Genomic DNA, 24,255 nt, shown 5'->3' with positions numbered 1-24,255 from the left:
AGTAATCATGCGGCTGGCAAGTTTAACTCTACTGATTTAGAGATTAGCTTACTCCTTAGCGAGTTAACCTTAAACCTGAAGTGAATTGCTGGTGGTATGAATTGCACATGACTCAACTCGATCTATGTGCTGAGTCCCACTGCATGTGATTTAGTTAACGACTTCCGATATGATTAGACCTAGTTCTTAATGCCCCAAGCAAGTATTCCTCTATTGCTGGAGCTTCAAATGCAAACTCTCTGGGTAGAGGAATCGTCGTGATATACACACAACCTTCAGACTCAGATTTTTTGGGGACCCAGGTTGTGTAAAATCTTGAATTTAATCTAGCACCAATGCAGTTACCAAACGAAGCCTTACCAATATAAGTGAGCTTTTTCTCTCTATTCAAAAAAATATACACTCCAGGGCTTTCGTTACTAGGCCAAGTTGCATTCTTTTCGACAGATATATCCAAGAGATCGGTCAATTCAACTTTACCATGTGGTCTAGGATAGTCATTATTAAAATGATCAAGCGCAACTTGTAAATCAGAAAAGGTCGATAATTCCATTAATACTCCTTTTGAAACTTTTAACGTTCTATTCAACCAACCAGATTTGCCAACATCGCAGGACCATTAGCCTAAACTGAGCTCTCTTGTTAACGCGATAGACGAAGCCAATGAAGATCTTTTAAACATGACAGACCCCAGGCCTAGTTTGACAATCTGAGGTATAAGAACCTAAAGATTATCTGTCTTATCTGGTCGGCATCACCTCAAATGGCTAATTCACTCCCAGTGCTTTATATACCGCATCTACAGGATCGGCATAAAAGCTGATTTGAAACTTGGAGAAGATCTCCGCCGGTACGGTTGGAATATCCGAGGCAGACGCCATGGGCAGTAATACTCGCTTGCCGCCGCTGTCCATGGCTAACTGTAAACTGCCTGCCAGATCTTCTACCGGATTGACCACACCACCGAGCGTCATGTCCCCAAGAACCACCATTTGCTCCTGCACAGGTTTGCTCATCAAGATGGAACAAAATGCCACCAGCGCAGCCAGGCTAGTTTTAGTACTTGGGCCTGAGTTGTGAAGCTCTACGACATGAAGATGGTATTCATGTTCTGAAAACTTGGCGGTAGCGCTGATCCGATTCAGGTTACCTTTAAAGTAATCAAACCCTACCCGAATGGCTTCCTTTGCAGGCGTATTTGAGCCAAGGCCTGAGGTTGAGTGCCTGCCATTACCTGGCGTCATTTGAGTTTCAAAACGATAAAGCCCCAGTTGACCCGTGCCCCCTTTCGTCACCATATGCACTACACCAGGTTTACCCAACCCTTCGGGGATCAACTGGCTGCCGCCCTGCTCCGGTACATTGACAAAAAACTCTTCGAGAGTCTGATTATCAAGGTAACTAAAATGCACATCAAAAAACTCCATCCCGCCGAGTTTCTTGAGCTGCTCCTTGATACGCCGACGTAGCTCCAGTGCGTAGGTCAAACAACGGCGCACATCTTCTTTATCAAATACACCATGGGGATGCAGCAGCTTCAATAATCCAGACACAGTACGACGCACGGCAATCACATCGCGCTGGTTCAAGTTATTACCTAACTTAAAATAGCGATCAATGGCATCAGAAAAACTACGTTTACGCATCTCGCGCATATATTCAGCAAGGTAATCGGTGATCAGGCCATAGCTGTTAGTGAAAAATTCCGGCCGCATCTTGGGAATATCCCAGCCAGGGATATAGGCATGAAAACGGTCAAAGAAGGCGGTATCGATCATCGCCTCGGGGAACGGTGCCAGTAGATGGCTGGTCTTGACCAGAGTTTCGACGCTCTGATTGATGTTACCAACAAACACCATCGACGCTTTCGCTTCAATCGAATCACGTCCCCGAGAAAACGATCCCGACGCCATGTAATCCTTCATGATTTGCACGCCGTCTTTATCTTTAAAAGTGATACCCGCCACCTCGTCAAAGGCCACCACATCCCACATGCCCACTAAGCCGACTTGTCGAGAACTCATGTTATAAAACAAATTGGCAACCGTGGTTTGCCCGCCGGAAACTAACAGGGAGTTGGGCGAGCACTCCTTATACACATGGCTTTTACCTGTACCACGGGGGCCGAGCTCACACACGTTATAGTTGTTTTCAACAAAGGGGATCATCCGCGTGAGCAAATGCCACTTAACCCGTTGCTTTAAGTTGGTCGGTTCCATACCTATGGAGCGAATGAGCACATCTAGCCACTGATCGGTTGAAAATTGTGCGCGAGCAGCAAACAGCTCTTCCATATCCATGGACGGCATTTGAATGGGCTTGAGCATAGCCACTGAAAACGGTGAGGTTTTTTGGCCTTCTTCATAAAAATAATTGAGGGTGATGATGCACCAGATCCCACCCGTCAGCAGCTTCTCATTCTGCTTAACAATGTTCGATGGGATCACCGCATCTTTAATGCCTAGGTTGGATAACTGCGCCTCGTAGACATCCTTTTTCTGGTTGAGTTTTACCCCCACCTTATCAATCACCTTAAAGCTACCACGCTCGCGGATCAGCGATTTAATCTTTTCAGCCTCGTCGGGACGCACGTAGTTTTCCGCCAAGATCTTCTTAACGTTTTCCAGTCCCTCGCGCACCACCTCATCATCGTCAGAGGCGCAGTACATCCCAAGCAAGTACTCCAACACATACACTGGCACGTTAGCGCCCTCTTTTAATTGCTTGGTTAGGTCTTTACGAACCACTTTACCCTTAAAAAAACGATTAAGGCGAGTATCGAGATCCGCCGAATTCAGTTCAGCAATTTCATCGGCTGCCGATTTCGGCGCCCCAATACTGGGCATTGCCTCTGGATCAGATGTATGTTGCCCATCGAGCGCACTGCCGCTCTGATACACATCCATTTGCTGGATCACCACATTATTGGTTACATGGGTCACAGATACAGGCTCTGCCTGTTCTGCCTTACTTAAAAACTCGCCGTCAGGACTGTGATTTTCGAGTGTCGACATGCCGTTCACCTTGCGGGCACTAACTGCCCTGTTGTTAATTTTTATATATCAATAAGATATTAGTGATTGATTGGTTTTTAATTGACCTTACAAACCAAAATCATTACTAAAAGCCAAGTCAATGGTCACAGGGTAACGGGCAAGTTCAATGCCCTCATCATCATCGGTGATCACTAACTGATAATGCACCTTACGGTCATACTGCTGGCCAGTTAACTTAAGTCTCACGTCCTGCACCCGCTCATCGAGGCTTGAAGATGTAGACTCAAACATCATCCGTTCGATAGCCGACACGTTTAAACCTGTGTCATCCACAATACCAAAGCGCACATTGCGTGGTATAAACTTTTCACCCACGGCATCTGTTTGTAAAAAGCGAACTTTATCAATGGCATTCACCAACTTAATGGGTTGATGCGCAGGCACAACACCCACTTTTTGCTTTTCATTTTGCTGTAACTTTTTACCACGCAGCTCCTGCACCTCAACAATAGGCACACAAATTTCTTGTAACATAGCGCCACCGTGGACAAAACGCGCCCCACCGACAAAATGGAATCGGCTTACGCCGCGCGGTAGATAACATTCCATATTAGTGGTGCCACCAATAATCTGTGCCAACCGGCCATGCCAAACCTCATCGTTTTGTGGCAAATTGCGCCCCAGTAAATAGCGTTTTTTGGCTTCAACCGTGCCAGCGGGCTCATGCAGTAAGCCTGACTTAACTGCAGCTTCTGGGCTTGCCTGCTGGAACAAAAAGCCATGATCGGCAGTCACCAGCACTCGGGTCACCCCTAAACCATTAATCACTTTTGTCACCAGCGCTTGCAGTTCCTCAATCGCTTTACGCACTGCGCTAAAGGTTTGGTGTTCAGTTGCCGCTTTATCGCCAATGGCATCAATCACATCGTGATAAATGTAAATCACACTGGCCTCACCCACGGCTTCAACGGCCTGAGCACGGGTCCAACCAAGCAGATCCTTAGCCGAAATAGCCAGCCCGCCAACGCTGGCCAAAATACTGCCGCGATTAGCCAGCCCAGCACTGCTTTTACCATCCACCAGTACCGTAGTACCGTCGCTTGCATAGTCTAATTGCTTATGGGGTAACAACGCTGCCATCCCAAGCTGAGTGTAACTGGGCAGTACCCCCAGCTGGCTTTTAAGTTGCGCCGTAAAGCGTTTGGCTTGATTAATCTCGCTCTGCAGCTCATGGGCCACTTCGTAGCGCAGCGCATCACTGATAATCACAAACTGGCGGCGAACCCCTGGTTGCGCCAAACGGGTGCGGACCGAGGTTTCAAAAAAGTGCTGCTGCGAGGGAATACCCAACTGCCAGTGATCGAGGCGCTGCTCTTTGGCAAGTAGCCCATCCCAGCACAGTCCCAGCTGGTACAAATACCAATTCACATACAGGTCTTCAATCGCGGCATCGAGGCTGGCAAGGATCTCCACCGCCTGTCCCTGCAACTCATCTACCGCCTCGTTAAATAATCGATAGGAGGCATCAAACTGAAACAGTTCTTTCTCGTAGGCCAAATACATGGCCTGAGCGCTAGGGTAATGAAAGCCATCAACAAAGCGCCGTCTTAACTCAAACAGCTGCTCTGCATGGCTAAGTGCTTGGTATAAATAGCGGTATTTAGGCGTGCTTCGCGCCCAGTACATTTGGCGACGGCGCGACAGTAACATGGCAAAATCGGCACGGGAAAACGCCAATCCCCCCGCCTGCAAATCCTCCACTAACGCCCGAATAAGCCATTGTTCGACCGCTTCAAAGGTTTCTACCGCCAGCAACTGCGAGGTGTCTAAGGTCGTTAAACGGCTACTCAGCTCTAACTGCTTAGCGATCATCGCCGACAATTGGCGGTAATCCTCACTATAGCGGCTCGAATCTCGCCATAAGCCTAGCAAAGTCATGGCATTGGCGCGTCCCGATGGGTTAGCCAGCAGTTGCCCTTTCATCCATTGTGGCCGTGCGCCGTCCATCAGCTCATAACACTCGCTCACCAGCATTCGGCGCAGTAAGTCATTCAGGCTTGGCGTTGCCGTGTCATTCGTCACGCCAAGGTAATCAAAATGCTCCGCCATCAGTGCCCAAAAGCTTATCAGCACACAATGCTTTTCAAGCAGAGCCAACTCTTTCTCAATGGCCGATGAATATTCATCCACCATCAGGCTGCCCAGCGTCATCAGCATATCTGGGTAATTGGGCTTACACCCCAGCAGCACGCTGATGATTTTCATGTCCAGCGATAATGGCGTTTCTTGGCCGCTACGGCCATCCACTCTGGCCTTTAAGGTTTTAAGCCGCTCTTGGCTGGCAAAAAAACTCTGCCGCGCCGCAATGTGCTCCCGCAGTGACATATCATGCAGCCCAAGCTCATTTAAAATGATCGACGCCGCATCGGCATAAAAGGTCTCGCTGTAGCAGCGCATATCCAGCAGCCAATCCTCGGCCGCAACAGGCTCAGCACTCGGCCAATACAGCAAAAACGCCTGTGGCTGTGCTTGTGCCTGTGAAAATGAAGACGGCTGTTGGTGCAAATCCTGCGAATTCTGTAACGCCGATACATTCGGCAAATCAATCCGGCAGCGCACCGCCAGCTGTGACTCCTCGGCCATATTCAGCACACACACAGGTGCATCTTGATGCCACAGCGACAGCTCGTTAAGCACCGCGGTAAAGCTCTGGTCAGGATCGTGCCAAAACACAATCCGGCTGCCTTCGAATTTTTTGTTTAAACCCGTTTGTAACTGGGTAATATCCATTTTAAATCCAATAGTTTACTGTAAAACTGCTAACGCGTTAAAGACCTGAATCATCGACTTGTATGATTTCTGTATCACTGGCGTCAATCTCACTCGCCCTTATCGCCGGTGATGGCTTTGACATCACTGAGCAGGGTGCCGAATTTGCCGTAGTTGACCTTGACCCCGTCATCCAAATCAAGGGTGATGCGCATATCGGCGTGATGTTTAAGCTGGTCGTCAAAGGCGCGCAGTTCACTGAGCTGCTTGGTGAGGCTGTCGATCTCTTTGCCAATGCGCTTGGCTTCCGCGGTGCTGGCCTCGGTTTGCTCCATGCGCTTACGCTCAATACGACTGGCGATTTGGCCGAGCAGCGGGGTCACGTACTCGGTGCGCATCCGTGGCAGGGTCGATTCGCTGTAGCGGTGCAGATACACCAAACACTCAAAAGCCTTCTCTTTGCCGGAGCTGAACAGCCAGTAAATCGGCCGCTTTTTGTAGGTCTTGAGGTGGTCTTTATAGAACTGGCTCGAGAGATAACGACGCAGGGTTTCACGGGATGTTTCGCCGCCCTTTTTCACCGGCTTGATGGCATTGAGGCATAGACTATCGGCGATAAAGGCAAGGTTCTCTTCCAGAGTCTCGGCGCCCCAGACGGTGCGGACAAACGCCTCAATGCGCGCGGCCACATCATCCTCAAACCAGGCCTCGCTGGTCAGCGGCAGGATGCCGTCGCCATCGGCGGCAAAGGTGTTATAGGCCCCCTCCTCCACCAGCGCCTTGAAGCCTTCATTGCCTGCATGGGCGTAGACCAGCCCGTCGCGATCCAGCGAATAGCGGCCCATCATGCAGCCGATGGCGTAGGAAATAAGCTCGGCGATGGTATCGGATTTCAGCCGCCCCTCGCGCTCTTCATCCGTTAAATTGCCACCATAGCGATAGTGCGGATTGCAGGTGAGGGTAATTTCACTAAGCAACACCTCCGGCGTCAGCTCATCCTGCAGACTATAGGCGTCGATTAAGATCCGGTTATTTTCCTCTTCCAGGCGATGCATTTCGAGGGTGGTTTCGTGCCAGTTAGCGCGGAGGTCTTGGTAGACAATTCCCAGTGTGGGGCGGTCATTGTCGGAATATAGCATCGGCATGCTGGTAAAATCCCAAGAGACCTCATATCCATCCCAGTCTCGTTTTGAATACATAACCAACCTTTCAACTAAAGCAACAACTTGCTCCTCGGTATGCTCCTCCGGAAGAACAGGAATCTTGCAGAGATGTTCTGCTTCGAAGTTTAGTGTTGGCGAAAGAGCACCAAGAACATACTTAACGAAAGTCGAGTTGAGTACCCCATTGAAGTACAAGTTGGACTTATTCGTGTCAAAAAAAATCGCAGACCCTGCAACATCAAAAATGAACCCTTGAGGGAAATATCTGACAGCAAATGATCCACTTGAAATTTTTGACCAGCTTATACATGGTTTGAAATAACAATCTTGATTTTTCAAGCGACCACCTGGGCTAGTTTTATTCAGCTCTTCATGAAACTCCTTAATCTCTCGCCCATCACTCTCATAGTTAATAACGAACTCTTGGTTTCCATACCAACGACGGAAATCTCCACCTTTATTGTAAGGAAACCACTTATTGCTACTTTCGGATGCCGATTGTAATGATTGAAAATTAATCCCGAACTTGTTTTGGGAAATTTCATGCCAAAGTCGTAAGAATCTTCCATTGTTTGATGTGGTAGCTCCTTGCTTTGGTTTAGAAATATCTTCTAGTTTTTTTTTGTTAGCAAAGTGTTCTAGCACTGCACGGCTAACCCAATATGCCACCGGACTCCCCGGGATTTTGGCAAAATCTGCAGTTGAAGCACGGTAAAAGTGTTTGGCCATTTTATGATTGTCTTGCTGGCTCATTGGGCCACCTCTTCATTTAAATTAGGTTGTTCGTTTTCGCCGCTGTGCTGCTGCCAGTCATCCGCAACTGTTTTCCAATTCACGGTGCGCTCTTGCGGCTCACCCTGCTCGTTGGCAGCAAGCCCTTCGCCCGACCACACAGCCCAAAAATCAGGATCATCCGATTTGGGCCTATGGTTTTCAGGCAGTGCATTCATCTGGACCAAGACCGGCAGTTCGGATGCCCAGCCGAGCAGAATGGCATGACGGGAAGGTAGTGAGGGGAGATCTCGCAGCAGGCCACGCAGGTTGTCGGGCACCAGTTTGTGCACCAATTCCTGATCGCGGTCGTTGCTGATACGGTGCAGCAAATAGCTGTTGCATTGGGAGAGCACGGTTGGCGAGAGCTCACTGGGGCGCTGCGAGGAGAGCACCAAGCCGAGCCCAAACTTGCGGCCTTCACGAGCGATCTTCTCGAATACCTGACAGCATATGACGGCCGAGTTCTGGTTTTCTGCGTCGTCGTGATAGCGCTTAATAAAGGTGTGCGCCTCTTCCATCACCAGCACGGTGGGCAACGTTTTACCGTGGTTTAGTTTTCGATAGCGCTGCAAAGATTCGAGCGTCATCCGCGCAATCACGGCGGTGATGATGTGCACCACTTCGGCAGGCACCAGCGAAAGGTCGATCACTGTCACCGAGCCATTGGAGGCTTGATTTTCACCGATATGATTTTCAAGCCAGTCAACCAAGGACATATCGTCCATGCCTGTCACAATCTTTTTTATTCTCGCATCCGATAGCATTGTGCGAATGCGCATAATCAAGAAATCAAAATATTGTGAATTTGTTTCCTGACTAGCCAATGTTTCCAGATGGTCGGCAAATTGGGCACCATCGAAGGATAGCGGCGCGTCCTCGTTAGGCCCATCTTGGTAAACCAGCCCACCGATTTCATCCAAGAAAGCGGCTAATTGGTTAGAAAGAGGTTCAATTAAAGTTGCAGGAAAATCAGAGTATCGGACACTCCCATCCTGACGATTATTCATCTGACCCGGCCGGAGAAGAGTCTGGTGAAAAGCCTGCCAGAGTTGATTGATTTGAGCTGTATATTGAGAATATATTCGACCGTACGCCTCTAAGTCGGTTGTATATGCTGCAAGCTTTGGCCCGAATTTCCAACCTTCATAAGTTTCACCATTTCTTACCTGTGCCTTTAAACTGATTAGCATTGAGCTAATTCGCCGCCTGAGCGCAAATACACCATCATCCGAATCATCACGGCCACTGCGCATTTCTCGCAATGCTCTACGCAGCAACGGGCGTTGTGCTTTTTCACTTGCTTGAGTAAACGCACTCCACTCAGCACTATTCCAAAACCATAAAGGGACTTGCAGCTGTTCAATGCCTTCACTGGGCTCAACCGCATACACACGCACGTCTCCCAGATCTTGAAAGGTTTTTGCATATTCACCATTTGGGTCAAGAACAATAAAGCGTGCGTTTGGTTTCGCGCCTCGTTTTTTCTCCGCCGCCTCCAGAGACCAACGGATCAGGCCCGCTACCGAGCAGGATTTTCCGCTGCCTGTGTTACCCAATACGGCCAAATGGCGGCCAAACAGACGATCTGGGTCAATTCTCACCTCGGCATTAGCTGCGAGTGGGCTGGTGCCTATCTTGATACGACGGTTGTCACCCGACTCGACGATGGCCCGCAGCTGGCTTGGGGTCGGTAACAACACCGCTTCACCGACCGTAGGATAGCTCTCTACGCCACGCCGGAAGCGATAAGAGTCTTCATCGTTCTTATCCCTCCCCTCGTAAGCCAATACGCCCAGCGGGTTCAAGCTCATCTTGCGTAGGGGATAGGGCAAATCTACCAGACCAAAATCCTGCATCCCTTTACGTTTGGGGTACTGGGAACGCTCGATGGTGATCCATTCCACTTGTGCTACCAGATATCCCTCATCGCTGGGGATCAGTACATAGCCGTTGATGCGCGGGAACGGGCGTGGTGTACCGGTATTGAGCGCCACACCATCGGGGGCTTCGATATCGATCAGCACCTTGATTTCGTCTGGCGAGACGAAGTCGATGGTGCCAATACGCAAAGAGTCGGCATACGCCAATGGGGAGAGGCTCATTCCGGTAGCCCTCCAGCTGATAGCGTCACACTCTCCGGTGGTTTTTTATCTTCGATCTGTGATGTGCCCCAACGCTGTTTGAGCAATTCGCTCATGCGGAAGGTGGTCTTATCGATGGCGGCTTTGGGCAGGTAGCTTTCGGTCAGTATCGCCAGATCAGCCAATGCCGGGCCAATCAACAGGCTGATTTGCGAGGGTCTACCCATCTCGTAATAGGTTTTCATGATGCGCCCAAGCGGATCGTCGTAAGAAATAACGACAAGATGGGTTGAGGGAATGGTCAGCATGTCGCGGATCACGCGGTTGATATGCTCATCGCCAAAGCTGTAGCCATAGGTCACCAAGGTACTGTTAGGACGACACACGGCAGCAGCCAGATCGCGAAACAGCTCTACATAGGGGTAATCGGCGGTTTCACGGTCTTTGGCTGCATTCGGATAAATCATCAACTTATTGGCAGTTACTCCATCAAGGCCCGGAGCCTGTAGGTAAGGAGTAACCTTCTCGGCGCCAAACGGCAAACCGATTCGACGGATATCCTGGCCCGTTTGTACCCAGTCTACAGAGCCATGCAACTTGGTATAGCGTGCTACCCCCTCAAGATAACGCGGCTCTCCTCGAATGCCGGGCGGGTTGTAGTGCATATCCAGATCGAGCCGAGAAGAGCGGAAGATCGGCATCAGGTTGCCTAAGAACCGGTCGAGCAAATGCAGCCCAGCAAGTTCGGCGCCCGCCTCGATTAAGCGGTCATAGTTGGTCGTAAAAATATTAAGGCGGTCGCGTACCCCGGTGCGGCTGGCAAAGCTCATCAGAAATGTTACCAAGGTATTGAATGCATGTTCGCGCTTGGCTTCTTTTGCTGTAGCAATGCCAGATTCGCTCTGCAGAATCGACAATGCGAAGGATTTCATACCTTCTTCAAGTTCTTTGCGCAAGGCATCAGCCTTGCTGTCCTGCATGATCTCCAGGCCACGCAACAATTCGTTGGCGACACGCAGTTGATCTTCAAGATTACCCGTCTTTCGCCCTGCAGCAACAGCAGCCTTCTCTGCGGCTTGAGTGATAGCGGTCTGATGATTGCTCAATGTCAGCGCCCCCATACCGGCAGCGCCCTTTTCTGCAGCCAGATAATGCACGGCATGCGTCAACCCAGAACCCGCCAACAGCGAAAGGTGTTCTGATTGGAACAGTGATGTCAGCCAAGGCTCGACACGGGAACGAAGCTCCTTCTGGGTAAAAGTGTCATTGCTTACCCAAGATGTCTCCTGCCCCTCACTCAGTTTGAATCCGTTTTCGTCGGTTACAAACTCTATCGGTCGCTTATCATCGCGAACTTTGATGTAATTTTTAGGTGTCCCGCTCATGCCAACGCCTCTTTAAACATCGCCGCTTTTTCGGCCTCCGAGTTGCCATCCACCAGCCGGAAATAAGCCCCCTGATAGGTGGGTAGATGAGGCCGGGCCAGCACAAAGGCGGTGGTCGATACCACCTCGCCGCCAATACTGTCAAAGCCGCGCGCCCCCAAGTGAGCCATCCCAAGAATGGTATGCTGCCCCAAAATACGGGCTCGCAATGCCTCAAACGAGGAGAGGAACATCCAGCTTTGCATAGTGATCATGGCAACCATGCCTGCAGTTGTGGTCAAGTCGAGATTGCGCTCGATAAAGATGGCGAACAGATCCGATTTACTGTCGGGGAACTGCTTTTTAGCAAACTCTTTTAAATCGGCATTCATGCCCTTGCCGCCCATATAGGGCGGGTTGGCAATCACGGCATCATAGCGTTTGGCCAATACGCTGGCCTGCAACAGCAGTGGTAGCAACGCCTTAGCCGCCGGTTTTTGCATGGCATCGCCGCGTTCGCTTAAGCCCTTGAGGGTGGTGAGCAGCTCGGCGATGGCCTCGGCTTTATCGGCTGGCACCGCAATCAAGGAGCCTAAGGTTTTTGCGTCACTAAAGCGCTGCTGCAAATCCTCAAGCAGCGTTAGCCGTGCATCGCTGCTTGCAAGGGTTGTCGGGGCACTGGCAAACAGATCCTGCACCTGCCCTCTGTCCCAGTCGGCGTTCAGGTTAAGCGCCTGCCACAGCTTAGGGATATTGAGCGCTCGGCTCTCCTGCAGAGCATAAATATTGAGCTGGATTTCACGAGAAAAGAGCCGGCGATCATCCTGACGGGCCCGCATCATTAGCGCAAAGCCTGCGAGCTGGGCGGCGCGGTCGTCAATATCGAGGCCATAGAGGTTGTGGGTAAGGATAAGCTCGGGGATCTCGCGGCTGCGGTAACTGCGCTCTTCGTAAATGCGATAAAGGATGTTATAGGCCTCAACCAGAATATGGCCGGAGCCGCAGGCTGGGTCCAGCACTGTGATGGATTCGGGCTCAATGCTGGTGGGCGTTAACTTGGCAAGCTCGCTAAGCACCTCGTCTGGCTGCTCGCCCGGCGCCACATAGTAGGGCATATCGCCAGCCAAGGGCGAGCCTGGGTAGGTTTGCAGCCAGTAGCGACCCAAGGAGTTTTGCACCAGATATTGCACAATCCAGTTGGGGGTAAACAGCTGGGTGGCGGCGGGAATATCGGCGGATTTAACGACTTTGCCGATGACCTCATCTTTTTTATCGCTGATATAAAACTGATACAGCCAGCCGATAACCTCCACCTGCTGCCAATCGGCCTCGGGGATGGCGTCTATCAATTCGCGCCAAAAGGCATCAGTACGGGTGAGGCCAAGTGGCAACAGCAGCTCGGTTTCATCGTCGATGGCCTCAAACAAAAACGGCATGGCGCCATGTAAGCGGTGGCACTGGCCGAGCAGCAGTTCACGGAACAGGGCTTCTTGCTCGTTACCGGCCAGCATCAAGTCGAGCAGTGCCGGCTTATCGAGGGCAACGCCTTCGCTGATTAACGAGTCGATCACCTCGGTGGCACGATCCAGCACTTCAAAGCCTTGCATCTGGCTAGGGTGCGATAAGATACGCACGCCGTGCTCAAGATAGCCCTCTTCGCTTTTGAGCTCCATAAAACGGATGGCGCAAAAACGGTTAAACCAGGTGTAAGCCATCTGCTCGATCACGGCGCTAAAGCCCTCATCGGCAATGCGCTGGCTCAAGCGCTTGAGCGGCGCACTGACCCTTGCAGGGTGGGTGTATGGCCCGACCTGTAGCACATCGCCACTGATGCTGGGCGCTGTGATGCCCTTGGCGGTTAAGCCAAACTCCCCGGCCCGCGCCACGATGGCCTTGATAAACGCAGTGCGGGCCCGAGGCGCGACTTTTTTAAGGTTATTAGTGTTCATATTTTATCCGGAAAATGCTTAATTATTTTTAGCAATCCTGCACTCATCTGATGACAAAATCAGAATAACGCCTACTGTAGGTGTAACTGATATGCAAGATATACTAATGCAGAGATAAAGAGTGCATTTGTTGCAACCGTGGATATCAACCAACGGCGGGCACTTTGCCGCCAGCACACATCTTGATGTGCAATGTCGCTACGCAGTTTAGCCAGCTCTGCTGCTTGTGTTTGCAATAATGTCTTATGACTCTCGATAGTCTGAGCCTGCAACTGGTGATGTTTCCCGGTTGATGCGGCAAGCTCGTTCAAAGCCTTTTGCTGGACATCCAATGCATGGGTCCAAGCCATTCGCTGCTGAGTCATTTCCGCTTGCCTGCGTGTGTCATGTTCTGCTAACGCTTGCTCAAGTAGATGTTCTACCTGATTGATCAACTTAGATTGCTCTTGCTGTAACAATTGATGTGATTGACGTATCTCAGAGATTTGCTGATCAACGGATTCAATCAGTTGATCTTTGGTATGTTTAATCTCGTTAGCGATTTTGATCAGCTGAATGGCTCCTTCCTGCGTCAGCCCCTTCAGCTCAAAATATTCAGTAACCAGTTTCTCCAGCCTGAGATTTTGTTCTGATAATACCTGTTGTTGCTGCTGGATCTTTTCATCACTGGCTGCAAGATGCAGTGTTTGTTCTTGGATAATTTCTTGCTGTATTGCCAATTCTTCCTGCTGGTTTACCAATTGCTTAGACTGGGCAACACTCAACACCATTAATTGACCAATTTTCTTGGAAAAACTTGCCTGCAACTCTGCTGCATCCAGTGTTGCATCTTCAAGCTCGCTCTTGTTCCACCATCGACTGAGAAAGTTTCGTTCCTCGTGCTCCTTTCTAGCTGACTTAAGATTGTCCATTTTTTTATAGTCGGCAGAGAAGCCTTGCAGAAGACTTTTCATATCGACAGCACGCAGAAAGTCATCAGGTATATCTGAATGTGCGACAGACTGAATCAGGCTGGTTGATTGATTGTCCATTACGCCCCCCATCCCTTGATATTAAGGCCGGTCATTAGCGCATCCAGCTCTTGTTGATTGTCCTGATATTGCTGCTTCTTAACACTAAGCTCATTGAGTAACTGTTCTTTGGCAAGTCTGTCTTTGTCACAGGATTCATAAGTCGCGGTAGACGCTTCACAAGCTGTCTCGAGCGCAAGCCCTATTTGCAGATAGGTTTTTGCAATATCTTGATACATTGCTGAGTTTTTGAACTGCGCCTCAAGCAAGTCAGCCATGTGTAACAAATTACTTTGTAGTTCATCAAGATTGGCTTCTTTAGCATGCAACAGATCAGTGCCTTTTTCTGCAAGCTTGTCAAACAGACTATCCAGACCATAGATAACCAGTGCTGAAATTATCCCAGTAAGTAACCCCGTAATAACTTGCGAGACAGCCCCAGCATAAGGCATGCCTGTTGATACAAGAAATGCATTTACGGACTCTTCGAATAGCATGCCGAGTGACATGGTGACCACCCCCGCGATGATTTTGGTTACCTGACGGAACACCTCATCTGAGCTCATATGCTCAGGTGGTTTGGCTATCATTTTGACAGCCTCCCACAGCCCCTTCATGCCTTCGCGGATGATGGTGACCACCTTGGCAGAAGTTGTAACCACGGAATTGATGATAAACGTCAGCAGGTTACTGACAAAGCCCTGAACCCCGCCCTGAATCGCAGCATCCAGAGCACTACCCAGTTTATTGATGACTCTGTTGGCAACCCGTTTAAAGGCCGCTATCAGCCTGTCGATAAAACCAGGAGTTTTAAATGAGGACTTTAACGACCACATTTCGATAAATGAGCCGTTGATAAACTCGAAGAGTAAGATCCCCAGCGCCTGCCTTAATGCGTTCTTTCCGGCTTCTTTAGCACTGGTCATGGCCAACGCTTTTCCGTGATACTGTAAGCGTTCCATTTCGGTGGGTAGATGGTTATCAACCGCCTTTCTTGCCTTGTCAATTAGGGGCTTGGTCACAGATGGATCAAAGCCATTTTCCTCAGATAAAAACTCTTCTGCAGATTTCCCACCTTTTTTTCGATTGTTCTCCATTGTTGTGAAATGAAGATTATCTTTTTCAGATGCAAGCGCCTGCCTCTCGGTTTTACCAAGCATCCATGCACCTTCTCTGTGGGCTTCAGCAAGCGGAACAGTATGATCCAGCTCCGCGTTCATTTTATGATGACCAGATTCGGTTATTCTTCTAGTTGATGCTTCTTTGCCCGTATATTTATCTACGAAAGTCTGATCATTCATAGTACGGTCTGCATGGGACTGCTTAAGAAGATTTTTCTTTGCCTTAGAAAAGCCATAATCCGATGTTCGGTTATACTTTTCAGATTCTTTGGCATAGATACCTTGATCGGCATTATGCTGGGTAGTGACATTACCACCTGTTTTGTCATCGAACATGGCCGGAGTTAACCCAAAAGGGCCAATCACACTCTGAAACATCTGTTCTCGCAAACTGATCTTCAGCTCATTAAATCGCTGCTCCTTCAACGACTCTTTGGTTTTGCTAAGTTGTTGATTCCGTTTCATCTGTAGTTCCCCGAATCCCTTATCCTACTTAATCCGTACCCGCTTGCCAGCATTAATGGCATCGCTTAAGCGGCTGCGCAGCTTGTCGAGATAGGCTTCGATATCATCTCGAGTTTCAATAAACATATGACTGGCACCTAACAGCTCGGTGGGCGAGACTATTTCAATCGGCTTGGCGACAGGGGCCGGTGGTGTAACTGGATCTGGTTTAACCGACGGCGGTGTCAGGGTTGAACCCGACGGAGCCATTGCTACTGTGCCAGTGGTTGCAGTGCCTGTTGCTGCGGCCTTTGCGCATGGCTCAGTGACCGTTGAGCCTTGCTGCGCTTGCGCCTGCTTTAACTGTGCTTGCTGCGCAGCGCTGTACTTGTTGATGATCTCAATGACATCATCTTCGAGTTCATCGGCTTGCTTCTCAAAACTCAACATCTCATGCAGCGAATGGCTTTGGGCGACCTTTTGTTTAAGGTCTTCAAAGGGATGCAGTGCTCGGTTACAGAGCTCATCCGGTAAGCCTGCCAGTAAACTGACACAGCTTTGCTTAACGGTATCAATGCTAACAACCGCGGCGTAACGGCGAGTCTCGATCAAGCGCTGATTGACGCGTTTTAGGGTATCAATGTGAGTTGCGACCGTACGCAGCTTAGCGTAAGGCGCGGCCGCCTTGACGATAAGCTCAAGCTCATTGAAGGCATTGGCGGCCTCAATATCTTGCTCCAAGGCATGGCGGTTAGCGGCAAATTGCTCGCCTATCGCGCGCTTGATCTGTTGCCAAGTCTCAAATTGGCGGGTAAAGAACTCTTCGACTTCTTCAAATTCCTCGGCAAAGTCTTGTAAATCTTTGCTGTCGCTTTGTAATTGTTCGATTAAGCTAAAGCTGTTGTTTTGCTGCTCCAGCAAGGTAGCCACTAAGCGGGTGCCCTGCTCTAATACCGTTTTGCCGGGGCAATCGGATAAATTGGCTTTTTGGGTGAAGTCTCTGAGCAGCGCCTGCCAGCTGTTAAGTTCTTCCAACAGCTTTTTGGCTAGTTCTTTTTCGCTCACCTCAAAGGGCTTGTTAAAAATCTCTTTGGCAAGCTTTGCCGCTTTGCTGATTTGCAGCTCGGAGTGTTGCCTCACGCGCCGTAGACGCAAGGTGGCAAAACTGCGAACTGAGGTAAATTGCTCATAACTGCGTTTAAGGGGTAAATCCCCCGCAGGCGTTGACAGCGCCACCTTACCTTGCAGTACTAGGTACGCAAGTTGCAGTATCACTTCGTCACGGTTCCAGCCAAAAGGACGGCCAGTAAATCGCTCCAGCATATCCTTTAAATACACTGGCTTATTGGCTGAATCTGCCACATCCAAGAAAAGCGCAATTTCTTGCTTAGCGCCCGCATTAGGATCTTGCTCACCAAGGCCGAGATTGAGCTGAGCCAGATCATCGGCGGTGACGACGGCCTTAAGCTCTTGCAATGGTGCGTTGCCTGAATTTTTAAGCAAGTTAAGTTTTTGGAATGAGTTTTCAATTACATAGGCAAAACACTCGTCAATAATGCTCACCACATTGGCGGCTTTAACATTGAGTTCGCTGCCAAGGGCATAGCAAGGCGCTTGCTTAACCAGATCTTCAAAGGCCAAGCTTAAGCGTTTGCGACGACTGGTGTTTTCCATTGCTTTTTCGGCGAGCAATTTTTCTTGCTCTGGGCGCTGACCGCGGATCCCTGAGAGGAATTTTTCAGTTTTAAGCCAAGTGTCAAACTCATCCCAAAGGCGCTTATCGCTGGGTAATCGTAATAGCACACAACCCTGCCCTTCACTACTCATGGCTTTGCAGGCTTGCTCATGGTAAGTGTCATAATTGGCATCCAAGGGGGAAATCACTTTGAGCACTAAATCAGTTTGCAAACTGCCATCAATTGGGTGGCCATTACAGAACCGGCTTAAGGGATAATCTTGTTTATTGACCGGATAACGATACTGACGCTTGCCGCCGAGGACCTCGTCGAATACCAGTTTCGCTAGTTGGCGGTTTTCTTCAGTAGACTCTACTTGGGTGTGCTTGATTTCCTGTTCGATGGCTTTCTCATCATCGGTGAGGAACACATATTCATCACCATTACGGGTGATCAGTAACTGATTTTCCAAACGGTTAAGGCTGGCTTCAATCCGACTTTTTAGGGCTACTTTATCGGTGTCGATTTCTTCAATAGACAGCGTCACCAAATTATCTAAGGTCGATTTAAGAATATCGACATAGCGAATTAAAAACAGCGTTTTTAGAATGCATACATCGTAAGGTTCTAGGGTCTTTTTCTCGGCAGCCTGCTCGAAAATACGTTTGACGTTGGTATCTAGAAACGACTCGATAGCGGGATAAAAGGCATGAAACGGAATGAGCACACCTACGGATTCTTGCATAAATTGCCGCGCAGCATTTTGAAACGCATCTAGCAATGAACGCTCACCGCGGGAGAGGTGCTTACCTGTGGCGCCGACTTTACGGATAGCCTCAAACACCTTCTGCACTAATAAATATTGATAAGGTACAAAAGGATAATGGTCGATAAATTGGACATTGTCCTCAAAGCTATTGAGCTCTACCGTGGTATTGCTGTCAAAGGCGAGCTGGTTTTTGAGGATATCGCCCTTTCTTGCATACAAGGCTGCGAGTTCATCTTTGGCTGTTGGACTCTTTTCGAGCAACCTCGCTTGGATCACTTCACTGGTATTGGATGATGAGAGAGAAATCCGTGTATGGAAACGACCTTGAATTTTTGAAAAATCTTGGCCCTTTTTAGCACTGAGATCACCAAGGACAGCATCAATATCTTCCTGCGAGGTAACAATAACCCATGCCCGGCCACCACAGGCGGTGCCAAGATTTTCGGTGATGGTTTGCAGTTTGAGCATCATCTGTGTGTTGCTGCCAATAAACTGGCCTACTTCATCGACTAAAAACAGAATGCGCTTATCGCCACAGCGATCTAAATACTCCCTCACCCATTTAGCAAAGTTGGCGATGTCGAGGGTAAACATCGACTCGAGGTTTTCCATACTCTGTATCGAGGATGCCTCAGACTGCCCTGTGGCATGGGACCAAGCTATGGCCATTTCGTCACGGCAGAAACCATAAGCATCACGCTCATCTTCCCAGTGATCGCCCTTGACCTCAAAAAACTTGTCTTTAAATGCTTGATATTGACCGCGTTCATCGAGCTCGCGCTCAAGGTGCGCAATATGGGGGTGATCGGCGCTGTACCCTAAGCGCTCGTTAAACACTCGCAGAAAGACTTTGAGAATGGCATCTTCTTTATCTTCGGTATCTGCACGACTATCGATGTTGAATAAGATCACATCGGTGTCGCGATTCACTGCGGCGTGGATATCGCTAAACAGCAGGCTGTCGGTGATTTTTGATTTGAAGAACTCTATCGCAGCGCGGGTTTCACCCTTGTTAACGGCCTTTTGATTGCCCAGCAAATAAGACAAAATTTTAATAAAATGCGATTTACCCGAACCAAAGTAACCCGATACCCATATACCTATTTTACCGGCAACAGCAGGATCATCGGGATTGGCTATACCAGGCAGGTAGGACTCAAAAAAACGGCGCAAGTGACGGTCAAGCTCTCGGGTGACTACATATTCATCCAGTTCGCTCCAAACAATTTGTTCATCGAGCTGATCGGCTTTAACAACGCCATTGATTGGACGGTCGAGCTCTTTGTTGAATAAGTCTTTTAATTGCATAATGTCTTCCCGAAAATGACGGCTCAGATTTTTATCTGGCATTCCGTTGCTGGTTTTTATGGTTTAGTCTGTTTACTTACATTCATTGGTTAATAGTGCTTTGCTCTAGGCACCAACGGAAATGCCCGATAGTAGTTTGCCTGTGAGATCTCAGCAGAATCAAAATCGAACGGGTAAAGTTCAAGCCCCGTATAACGCCCGGGGTACATCAGCACCAAAGGTATGTGTGCCATTTTGGCGTGCAGTGCATTTAATAGGCTGTGACCTCTAAGTAATGGCCAACATTGCCCAAGGCCTGATAGCACCACAAACTGAGGCTGCAGGGCTTGAATTTTTTCGGATAATTGACTCGCGACCTTGCCTTGCTCCAGTGGGCCCTTGAGGGCTTTTGCCAGTGCTTCGGTGCCCTTTTGTATTTCCATTTCAAAGGCTTTATCTAGAAGTTTTCGGCTTCGGAGCATTTCGATGATTTCTTCAAACAGGTTCAGATGTAGTAATCGATAACTCTGACGCTCAAGCTTGCCTAAAGTGCTTGCAAGGTGATCCCTTATCATTAACTCGTACTGGGGTGGGTAATCGAAAATATAAAAACCAATCTCACCACCCAGTTCTTGGTTGTTTAAAAAGCTGTCACTTTTGAGGCGCTCTTCTATCGCATCTAATCGCGTTATCAGCGAGGTTTTGCTTTCCTGTTGCAAGTTCATCGTGCACTTTCCATGGCATTAAGAATATGGGTGCAATCAAACTGATTACACCAATCAGTAAGCTCGGGTTGCAGATAAACATTTTTGAGTTTTTTACTGCGGCCAGACTCGAGAAAGCCTGCATCCGCAAGGATTTTGAATATATTCGAGCCAATTTTTTGGATCGAGGCAGTTGAGTACTTTTCAAGCCCCTCGATTACCCTAAATCTTGAGTCAATAAATTCCTGCCAATCATCTAATCTGAGCACTTCGCGGTACATGCGACGCGCGTCAGAAACGGTTGTCATCATAAAATCTGATAGCACTGGTGATTGTTTCATCACTGAAAATAACAGGAGCTGATTCGCTAGCTCATCTTGAGCGACCTCGAGGTCCGCCCAAAACGCTTCCCCTAAGGGTTCAATACGTTTTCGGACTGTGCTTGCCATCCGTCTTGCGCTGTGAACTGAAGGTTTTTGTAATATATTTTCATCAACAATGGCCTGTAGCCATTGCTGATCATCTGGGTGCGACTTAAGTAGCTTGGCGATAACCCTGCTTTCACGAAGCATGATGCTGCCACCGATAATGTCGCCTAAGTATGCTTTTGCATTCATAAAATTGGACTTCCAGAATGGGAGTTCATCCCAGGTGCTAAGACGAGGTTTTCAACGCCGTAGAGCGCCTGATGATTTTTGAGCGCCAGATGTAGCTCTGGCCCTTTAAGGGTATGATCTTGGCTACAATCAACATTCCATAATCTGAGTAAGTAACCTGCCAAGGCGGCTCTGATATCAATTTTTAACCCGCCCTGTTCCATTTGATAATCACGCTCAATCGCTTCCTTATGACTAATGTAGGGATGAGGGATCAGTTCCAATTCCACGATGCGGTTCCACTGTTTGTCCTTGGCTTGCAGCTCATGGTCCACTGGCTCATCACCATGGGGCATAGCCGCCTCAATACGACTGAGTACAAAATCACGAAATTCATTGCTCGTTCTGTCATATGCACGAACATGCCAGCGAAGGCCCGTATCGACCAGTGTATGGGGAACTATCTCACGCACCGATTTACCCGATGATAAGGAGTGATAAGTGATTTTTAGCGAAGAAGCTTTGTAAATGCCCTCACTAATTGCCGCGACAATTTGGATAGCAGGACGATTAAGACGATATGGACTTTCGCAGGTAATAGTCGGAAAGCCTTGCCGTAAAAAACCATCTCCAAACCCTTGGCTTAAGGTAGCTAGAGTTCTGATCACGTCAAAATCGAAAAGGGATATAAAGGACGCAGCCTTGAGATGTTGCTTACGCTTTTCATCATAAACCACATTTTGCGGCGCAATTTCTTTGTAACGGGCAAAGTCTTGGGTCGCAACGGAAGGGGCAATATTGAAGCGCTCGATAAGATCTCTTCGGCGGGCTTCACCTTTGAACATTAACACAAAATCAATGTGAGCCAGTCGCTCGCGCTGTGCAAGCGTTAAACTGTCCAATGTAAGCGGAATCGAAGGCAGTTGAGTCAAAAGCTATCCTTAGTTTACTCATGCTGACGGTACAACAAACTGAGATTTGTTACACTGCCTACTGAATTAAAGTAGGTTGATATTAACAAGAAGTTTATTGTTCTGCTACTGCTATCGAATGTTAGATTGTGATTTGAAGCAGAAATTTTGTATTCTTTGATGAGTTGAAATTTCAGTGGTGTATTCATAGCTTTAGCGCTATTCCCTCTGACCTCTCTGCACGATCCTTTCCAATATCCACTCTTTTACTTCACTTTCTACCCATGCAACAGCTCTACTGCCCAGTTTCACTGCTTTGGGAAAATACCTTTATCAAGGTACTTGTAAATGGTTGAACGGGCTAAGCCAGTTGTGTCAATCACGTCTTTTATTCGAATAGCTATGCCAGTAACTTTCAACTTTTCCAAATCTTTTCAGATATATATCACTCCTGTGCATAAGCCCATTAACGCTTTCAAGGAGCCAGAAATGTCAACAAAAGCGATACCCACCAAAGCTGAACCTAACGACTCGATAAATCAGCCGATCAATCAGTGGCCGCAGACTGCCGAAGCGATCCTTGCCTCTGCCGCCAATATCATTGCCGAGCGCTATGTAAAGAAAGACGCCTATACCAACCCTCAAGCCACTAAGGATTTTTTAACTTACAAACTCGGTGGTTATGAGCGGGAGGTGTTTGCGGTGATGCTGCTCGATAATCAGCATCAATTACTCGAGTTTAAAGAGTTGTTCTTTGGCACTTTAGATGCCGCCAGTGTTTATCCACGGGAGGTGGTTAAGGCTGTATTGGCCGCCAATGCCGCTGCGGTGATTTTTGCCCATAACCACCCGTCTGGCGAGTCTGAACCTTCGGCTGCAGATAAGAACATCACTCAACGGTTAACCGATGCATTAGCACTTATCGATGTGCGCGTGCTTGACCATATCGTGGTTGGCCGCACGCCAGTGTCCTTTGCTGAGCGCGGCTTACTCTAGCCAGCGTATAAACCTACCACGCCAAATCAAGGAGTCCATCATGATCGAATTTACCGATAGCTTTTCACAGGCCTGTGTCGCCGAGGCCTGTGCCGCGTTTCCTGAACTGCGTAACCGTTTAGCGGTTGAACTCATTTTGCCGATGTTTGTGAGACCACTTAATGCCATGGGCCAAGTGATTGGCAAGCCGATTGTGGCACCAAATCCAAAGCTGCATAAAACCGTATTGAGTGTGTTTCACCGTGATGTGGTTGAGCACTTACCCAAGGAGATCAGCTTCTGCCGCTATGTTTGCCCCTGTGACAGTTATGGTGTGCCTACAGGTGAATGGCAGCGTGTGATCAACGGTGTGTACTTCAACCATGGCAGCAACGAGCAACCTAATTGGAGCGTACACACCTAAAGACCGTTTCATGTCATCACCCACTCCACTAGTCGGCTGTATTAACCGCTCTAACTAGCACAGGTATTTATCACTGCTCTCGCTAGTCAGCTAATGAGCCCCCTACTCCCTAAAGTTCTTTTCAACCATTGAGGTCACTATGACAACGCTAAAACTTTTCGATATTGAGCACGCCTGGGGCTTGCCCCGTAAAGTGTCTCCCCGCTTTGGTGCAAGGCTGATTTTACGTGGTCTGCACTTGGATTATCTCAATGACCGTTCAAGCTTTGTCGGTGAATTTCCACCAGCAATTAAACAACAATTTATCGAGGCCTTTCCCGCCATGGTTAAACAGCTTGAACGGCTGGTGGCCACCGGCGATATTGATGCCACTGAGCAGCACTGCGTCACCATTGAGCACGTTGGCTTTACCTGTGAGGCCGACACATTAGGCAGCCATGGCTATTTGTATATTGCGATTTATCAAACCGAAACTAAACCAAAGCTAAGCCACTGAGCCACTGAGCCACTGAGCCACTGACCACCAGCAACTTCGTCCTGCCTCGATAACCCATTCATTATCGTAAGCCAGTACTAATCCGTTAAACATAACCACCAAACTTTAATCTCCCTGCTCAAAAGCCTTAGCAAGTAGCCCTTAGCGACTCACATTAAACCGCTTAGCAAACACCCGTTTTATTAACCAAACCACATAGACAGCAAAAGCCAAGGCGTGACTGCGCCTTGGCTTTTGCGTATGCCCGTTTTTAAATAAGGAATATTCCATGACATTAACTATCAAGCGTAATCAACTGCCAGCGATGCCTGATCGTTTTTACCAAGTGATCGAAAAGGAACTGGCTGAAGTCACACCAAAAGACGCCAACGCCATCACCCTTAATTTTCGAGATCCAGATTACAGCGCCGAAGATGGTGGCTTTCATCCCGTCGAAGTACGACTTGAGAAACAGCAAGATCACTGGCGTTTCGTCTACGTCACCGACTTTGCGTTTCGTGGCCATCCCTTCCCTGAACTGGTTAAAGACATCGATATCTGCTTTAACAGCAAGCAGGTCTATAGCCTGTTTAGTGGCTGGATTACTGAGCGGGAATCACAGGGGCTGATTAAGTTGTTTAGCGATAACTTTGTCAGTTACTACCAGATGGAAGCCTATCAAGTGCAGGTGAGCTTGGATTAACTCGCCTCGCCGTCATTTCGCGCGAACATCCTATCCTATCTACCGGTTTCAGTTCTATCGCCAG

General features: G+C 48.7%; 17 protein-coding genes and 1 pseudogene. 4 read left to right on the top strand and 14 right to left on the bottom strand.

All coding sequences use genetic code 11. The features are described 5' to 3' along the window. Nucleotides 1-154: 154 nt before the first annotated feature. The 14 genes and pseudogenes from L5M51_RS01945 to L5M51_RS01880 form a co-directional block, all read right to left on the bottom strand. Entirely contained in the window at nt 155-553 is a 399-nt protein-coding gene (locus L5M51_RS01945) for a hypothetical protein (RefSeq protein WP_107947312.1), read from the bottom strand. A gap of 214 nt (nt 554-767) precedes the next feature. Next, nucleotides 768-2,846, bottom strand: a complete 2,079-nt coding sequence (gene brxL, locus L5M51_RS01940) for a protease Lon-related BREX system protein BrxL (protein WP_411569241.1) — start codon at nt 2,844-2,846, stop codon at nt 768-770. A gap of 255 nt (nt 2,847-3,101) precedes the next feature. Further along, nucleotides 3,102-5,786, bottom strand: coding sequence for a BREX-1 system phosphatase PglZ type A (gene pglZ, locus L5M51_RS01935; protein ID WP_263171318.1), 2,685 nt, complete (start codon nt 5,784-5,786; stop codon nt 3,102-3,104). 89 nt (nt 5,787-5,875) lie between these two features. After that, nucleotides 5,876-7,681 (bottom strand): BREX-1 system adenine-specific DNA-methyltransferase PglX, encoded by a 1,806-nt coding sequence (gene pglX / locus L5M51_RS01930; RefSeq protein ID WP_263171316.1) that lies wholly within the window; start codon nt 7,679-7,681, stop codon nt 5,876-5,878. Next, entirely contained in the window at nt 7,678-9,804 is a 2,127-nt protein-coding gene (locus tag L5M51_RS01925; protein ID WP_263171314.1) for an ATP-binding protein, read from the bottom strand. The genes pglX (L5M51_RS01930) and L5M51_RS01925 overlap by 4 nt, the downstream gene beginning before the upstream one ends. Next, entirely contained in the window at nt 9,801-11,168 is a 1,368-nt protein-coding gene (locus L5M51_RS01920; protein WP_263171312.1) for an SIR2 family protein, read from the bottom strand. The genes L5M51_RS01925 and L5M51_RS01920 overlap by 4 nt, the downstream gene beginning before the upstream one ends. Beyond that, nucleotides 11,165-13,096 (bottom strand): BREX-1 system adenine-specific DNA-methyltransferase PglX, encoded by a 1,932-nt coding sequence (pglX, locus tag L5M51_RS01915; protein ID WP_263171311.1) that lies wholly within the window; start codon nt 13,094-13,096, stop codon nt 11,165-11,167. Before pglX (L5M51_RS01915) ends, L5M51_RS01920 begins: the two co-directional genes overlap by 4 nt. Nucleotides 13,097-13,167: 71 nt before the next feature. Beyond that, entirely contained in the window at nt 13,168-14,127 is a 960-nt protein-coding gene (locus tag L5M51_RS01910; RefSeq protein WP_263171309.1) for a hypothetical protein, read from the bottom strand. Next, nucleotides 14,127-15,692, bottom strand: a complete 1,566-nt coding sequence (locus tag L5M51_RS01905; protein ID WP_263171307.1) for a hypothetical protein — start codon at nt 15,690-15,692, stop codon at nt 14,127-14,129. The genes L5M51_RS01910 and L5M51_RS01905 overlap by 1 nt, the downstream gene beginning before the upstream one ends. 24 nt (nt 15,693-15,716) lie before the next feature. Then, nucleotides 15,717-19,424: a BREX system P-loop protein BrxC gene (gene brxC, locus L5M51_RS01900; protein ID WP_263171306.1), complete on the bottom strand. Its 3,708-nt coding sequence runs from the start codon at nt 19,422-19,424 to the stop codon at nt 15,717-15,719. A gap of 89 nt (nt 19,425-19,513) precedes the next feature. Continuing rightward, a complete protein-coding gene (locus L5M51_RS01895; RefSeq protein ID WP_263171304.1) occupies nt 19,514-20,128 on the bottom strand; it encodes a DUF1788 domain-containing protein in 615 nt (204 codons plus the stop codon). Beyond that, nucleotides 20,125-20,724 carry a DUF1819 family protein gene (locus L5M51_RS01890; protein WP_263171302.1) on the bottom strand — a complete coding sequence of 200 codons (600 nt, stop codon included), beginning with the start codon at nt 20,722-20,724 and terminating at the stop codon, nt 20,125-20,127. Before L5M51_RS01890 ends, L5M51_RS01895 begins: the two co-directional genes overlap by 4 nt. Beyond that, on the bottom strand, nt 20,721-21,635 hold the full coding sequence (locus L5M51_RS01885; protein WP_263171301.1) for a WYL domain-containing protein: 915 nt from the start codon (nt 21,633-21,635) through the stop codon (nt 20,721-20,723). Before L5M51_RS01885 ends, L5M51_RS01890 begins: the two co-directional genes overlap by 4 nt. A 198-nt stretch (nt 21,636-21,833) precedes the next feature. Continuing rightward, a pseudogene (locus L5M51_RS01880) lies at nt 21,834-22,018 on the bottom strand (helix-turn-helix transcriptional regulator). A gap of 85 nt (nt 22,019-22,103) precedes the next feature. Between L5M51_RS01880 and radC the strand changes: the two are divergent. The 4 genes from radC (at nt 22,104) to L5M51_RS01860 (ending at nt 24,191) form a co-directional block, all read left to right on the top strand. Next, nucleotides 22,104-22,610 (top strand): RadC family protein, encoded by a 507-nt coding sequence (gene radC, locus L5M51_RS01875; RefSeq protein ID WP_159075002.1) that lies wholly within the window; start codon nt 22,104-22,106, stop codon nt 22,608-22,610. Nucleotides 22,611-22,650: 40 nt separating this feature from the next. Then, nucleotides 22,651-23,013, top strand: coding sequence for a hypothetical protein (locus L5M51_RS01870; RefSeq protein ID WP_076500087.1), 363 nt, complete (start codon nt 22,651-22,653; stop codon nt 23,011-23,013). A 139-nt stretch (nt 23,014-23,152) separates the two neighbouring features. Further along, entirely contained in the window at nt 23,153-23,509 is a 357-nt protein-coding gene (locus L5M51_RS01865; RefSeq protein ID WP_263171295.1) for a type IV toxin-antitoxin system YeeU family antitoxin, read from the top strand. A 268-nt stretch (nt 23,510-23,777) separates the two neighbouring features. Then, on the top strand, nt 23,778-24,191 hold the full coding sequence (locus tag L5M51_RS01860; protein ID WP_249553729.1) for a DUF2787 domain-containing protein: 414 nt from the start codon (nt 23,778-23,780) through the stop codon (nt 24,189-24,191). Nucleotides 24,192-24,255: the final 64 nt, after the last annotated feature.

The organism is Shewanella sp. SM73, from assembly GCF_025653795.1.
In the GTDB taxonomy this organism is placed as follows: Bacteria; Pseudomonadota; Gammaproteobacteria; order Enterobacterales; family Shewanellaceae; genus Shewanella; species Shewanella oncorhynchi.
Note: the sequence above shows the minus strand (reverse complement) of the source record. Positions and strands in the feature narration are given on the sequence as shown.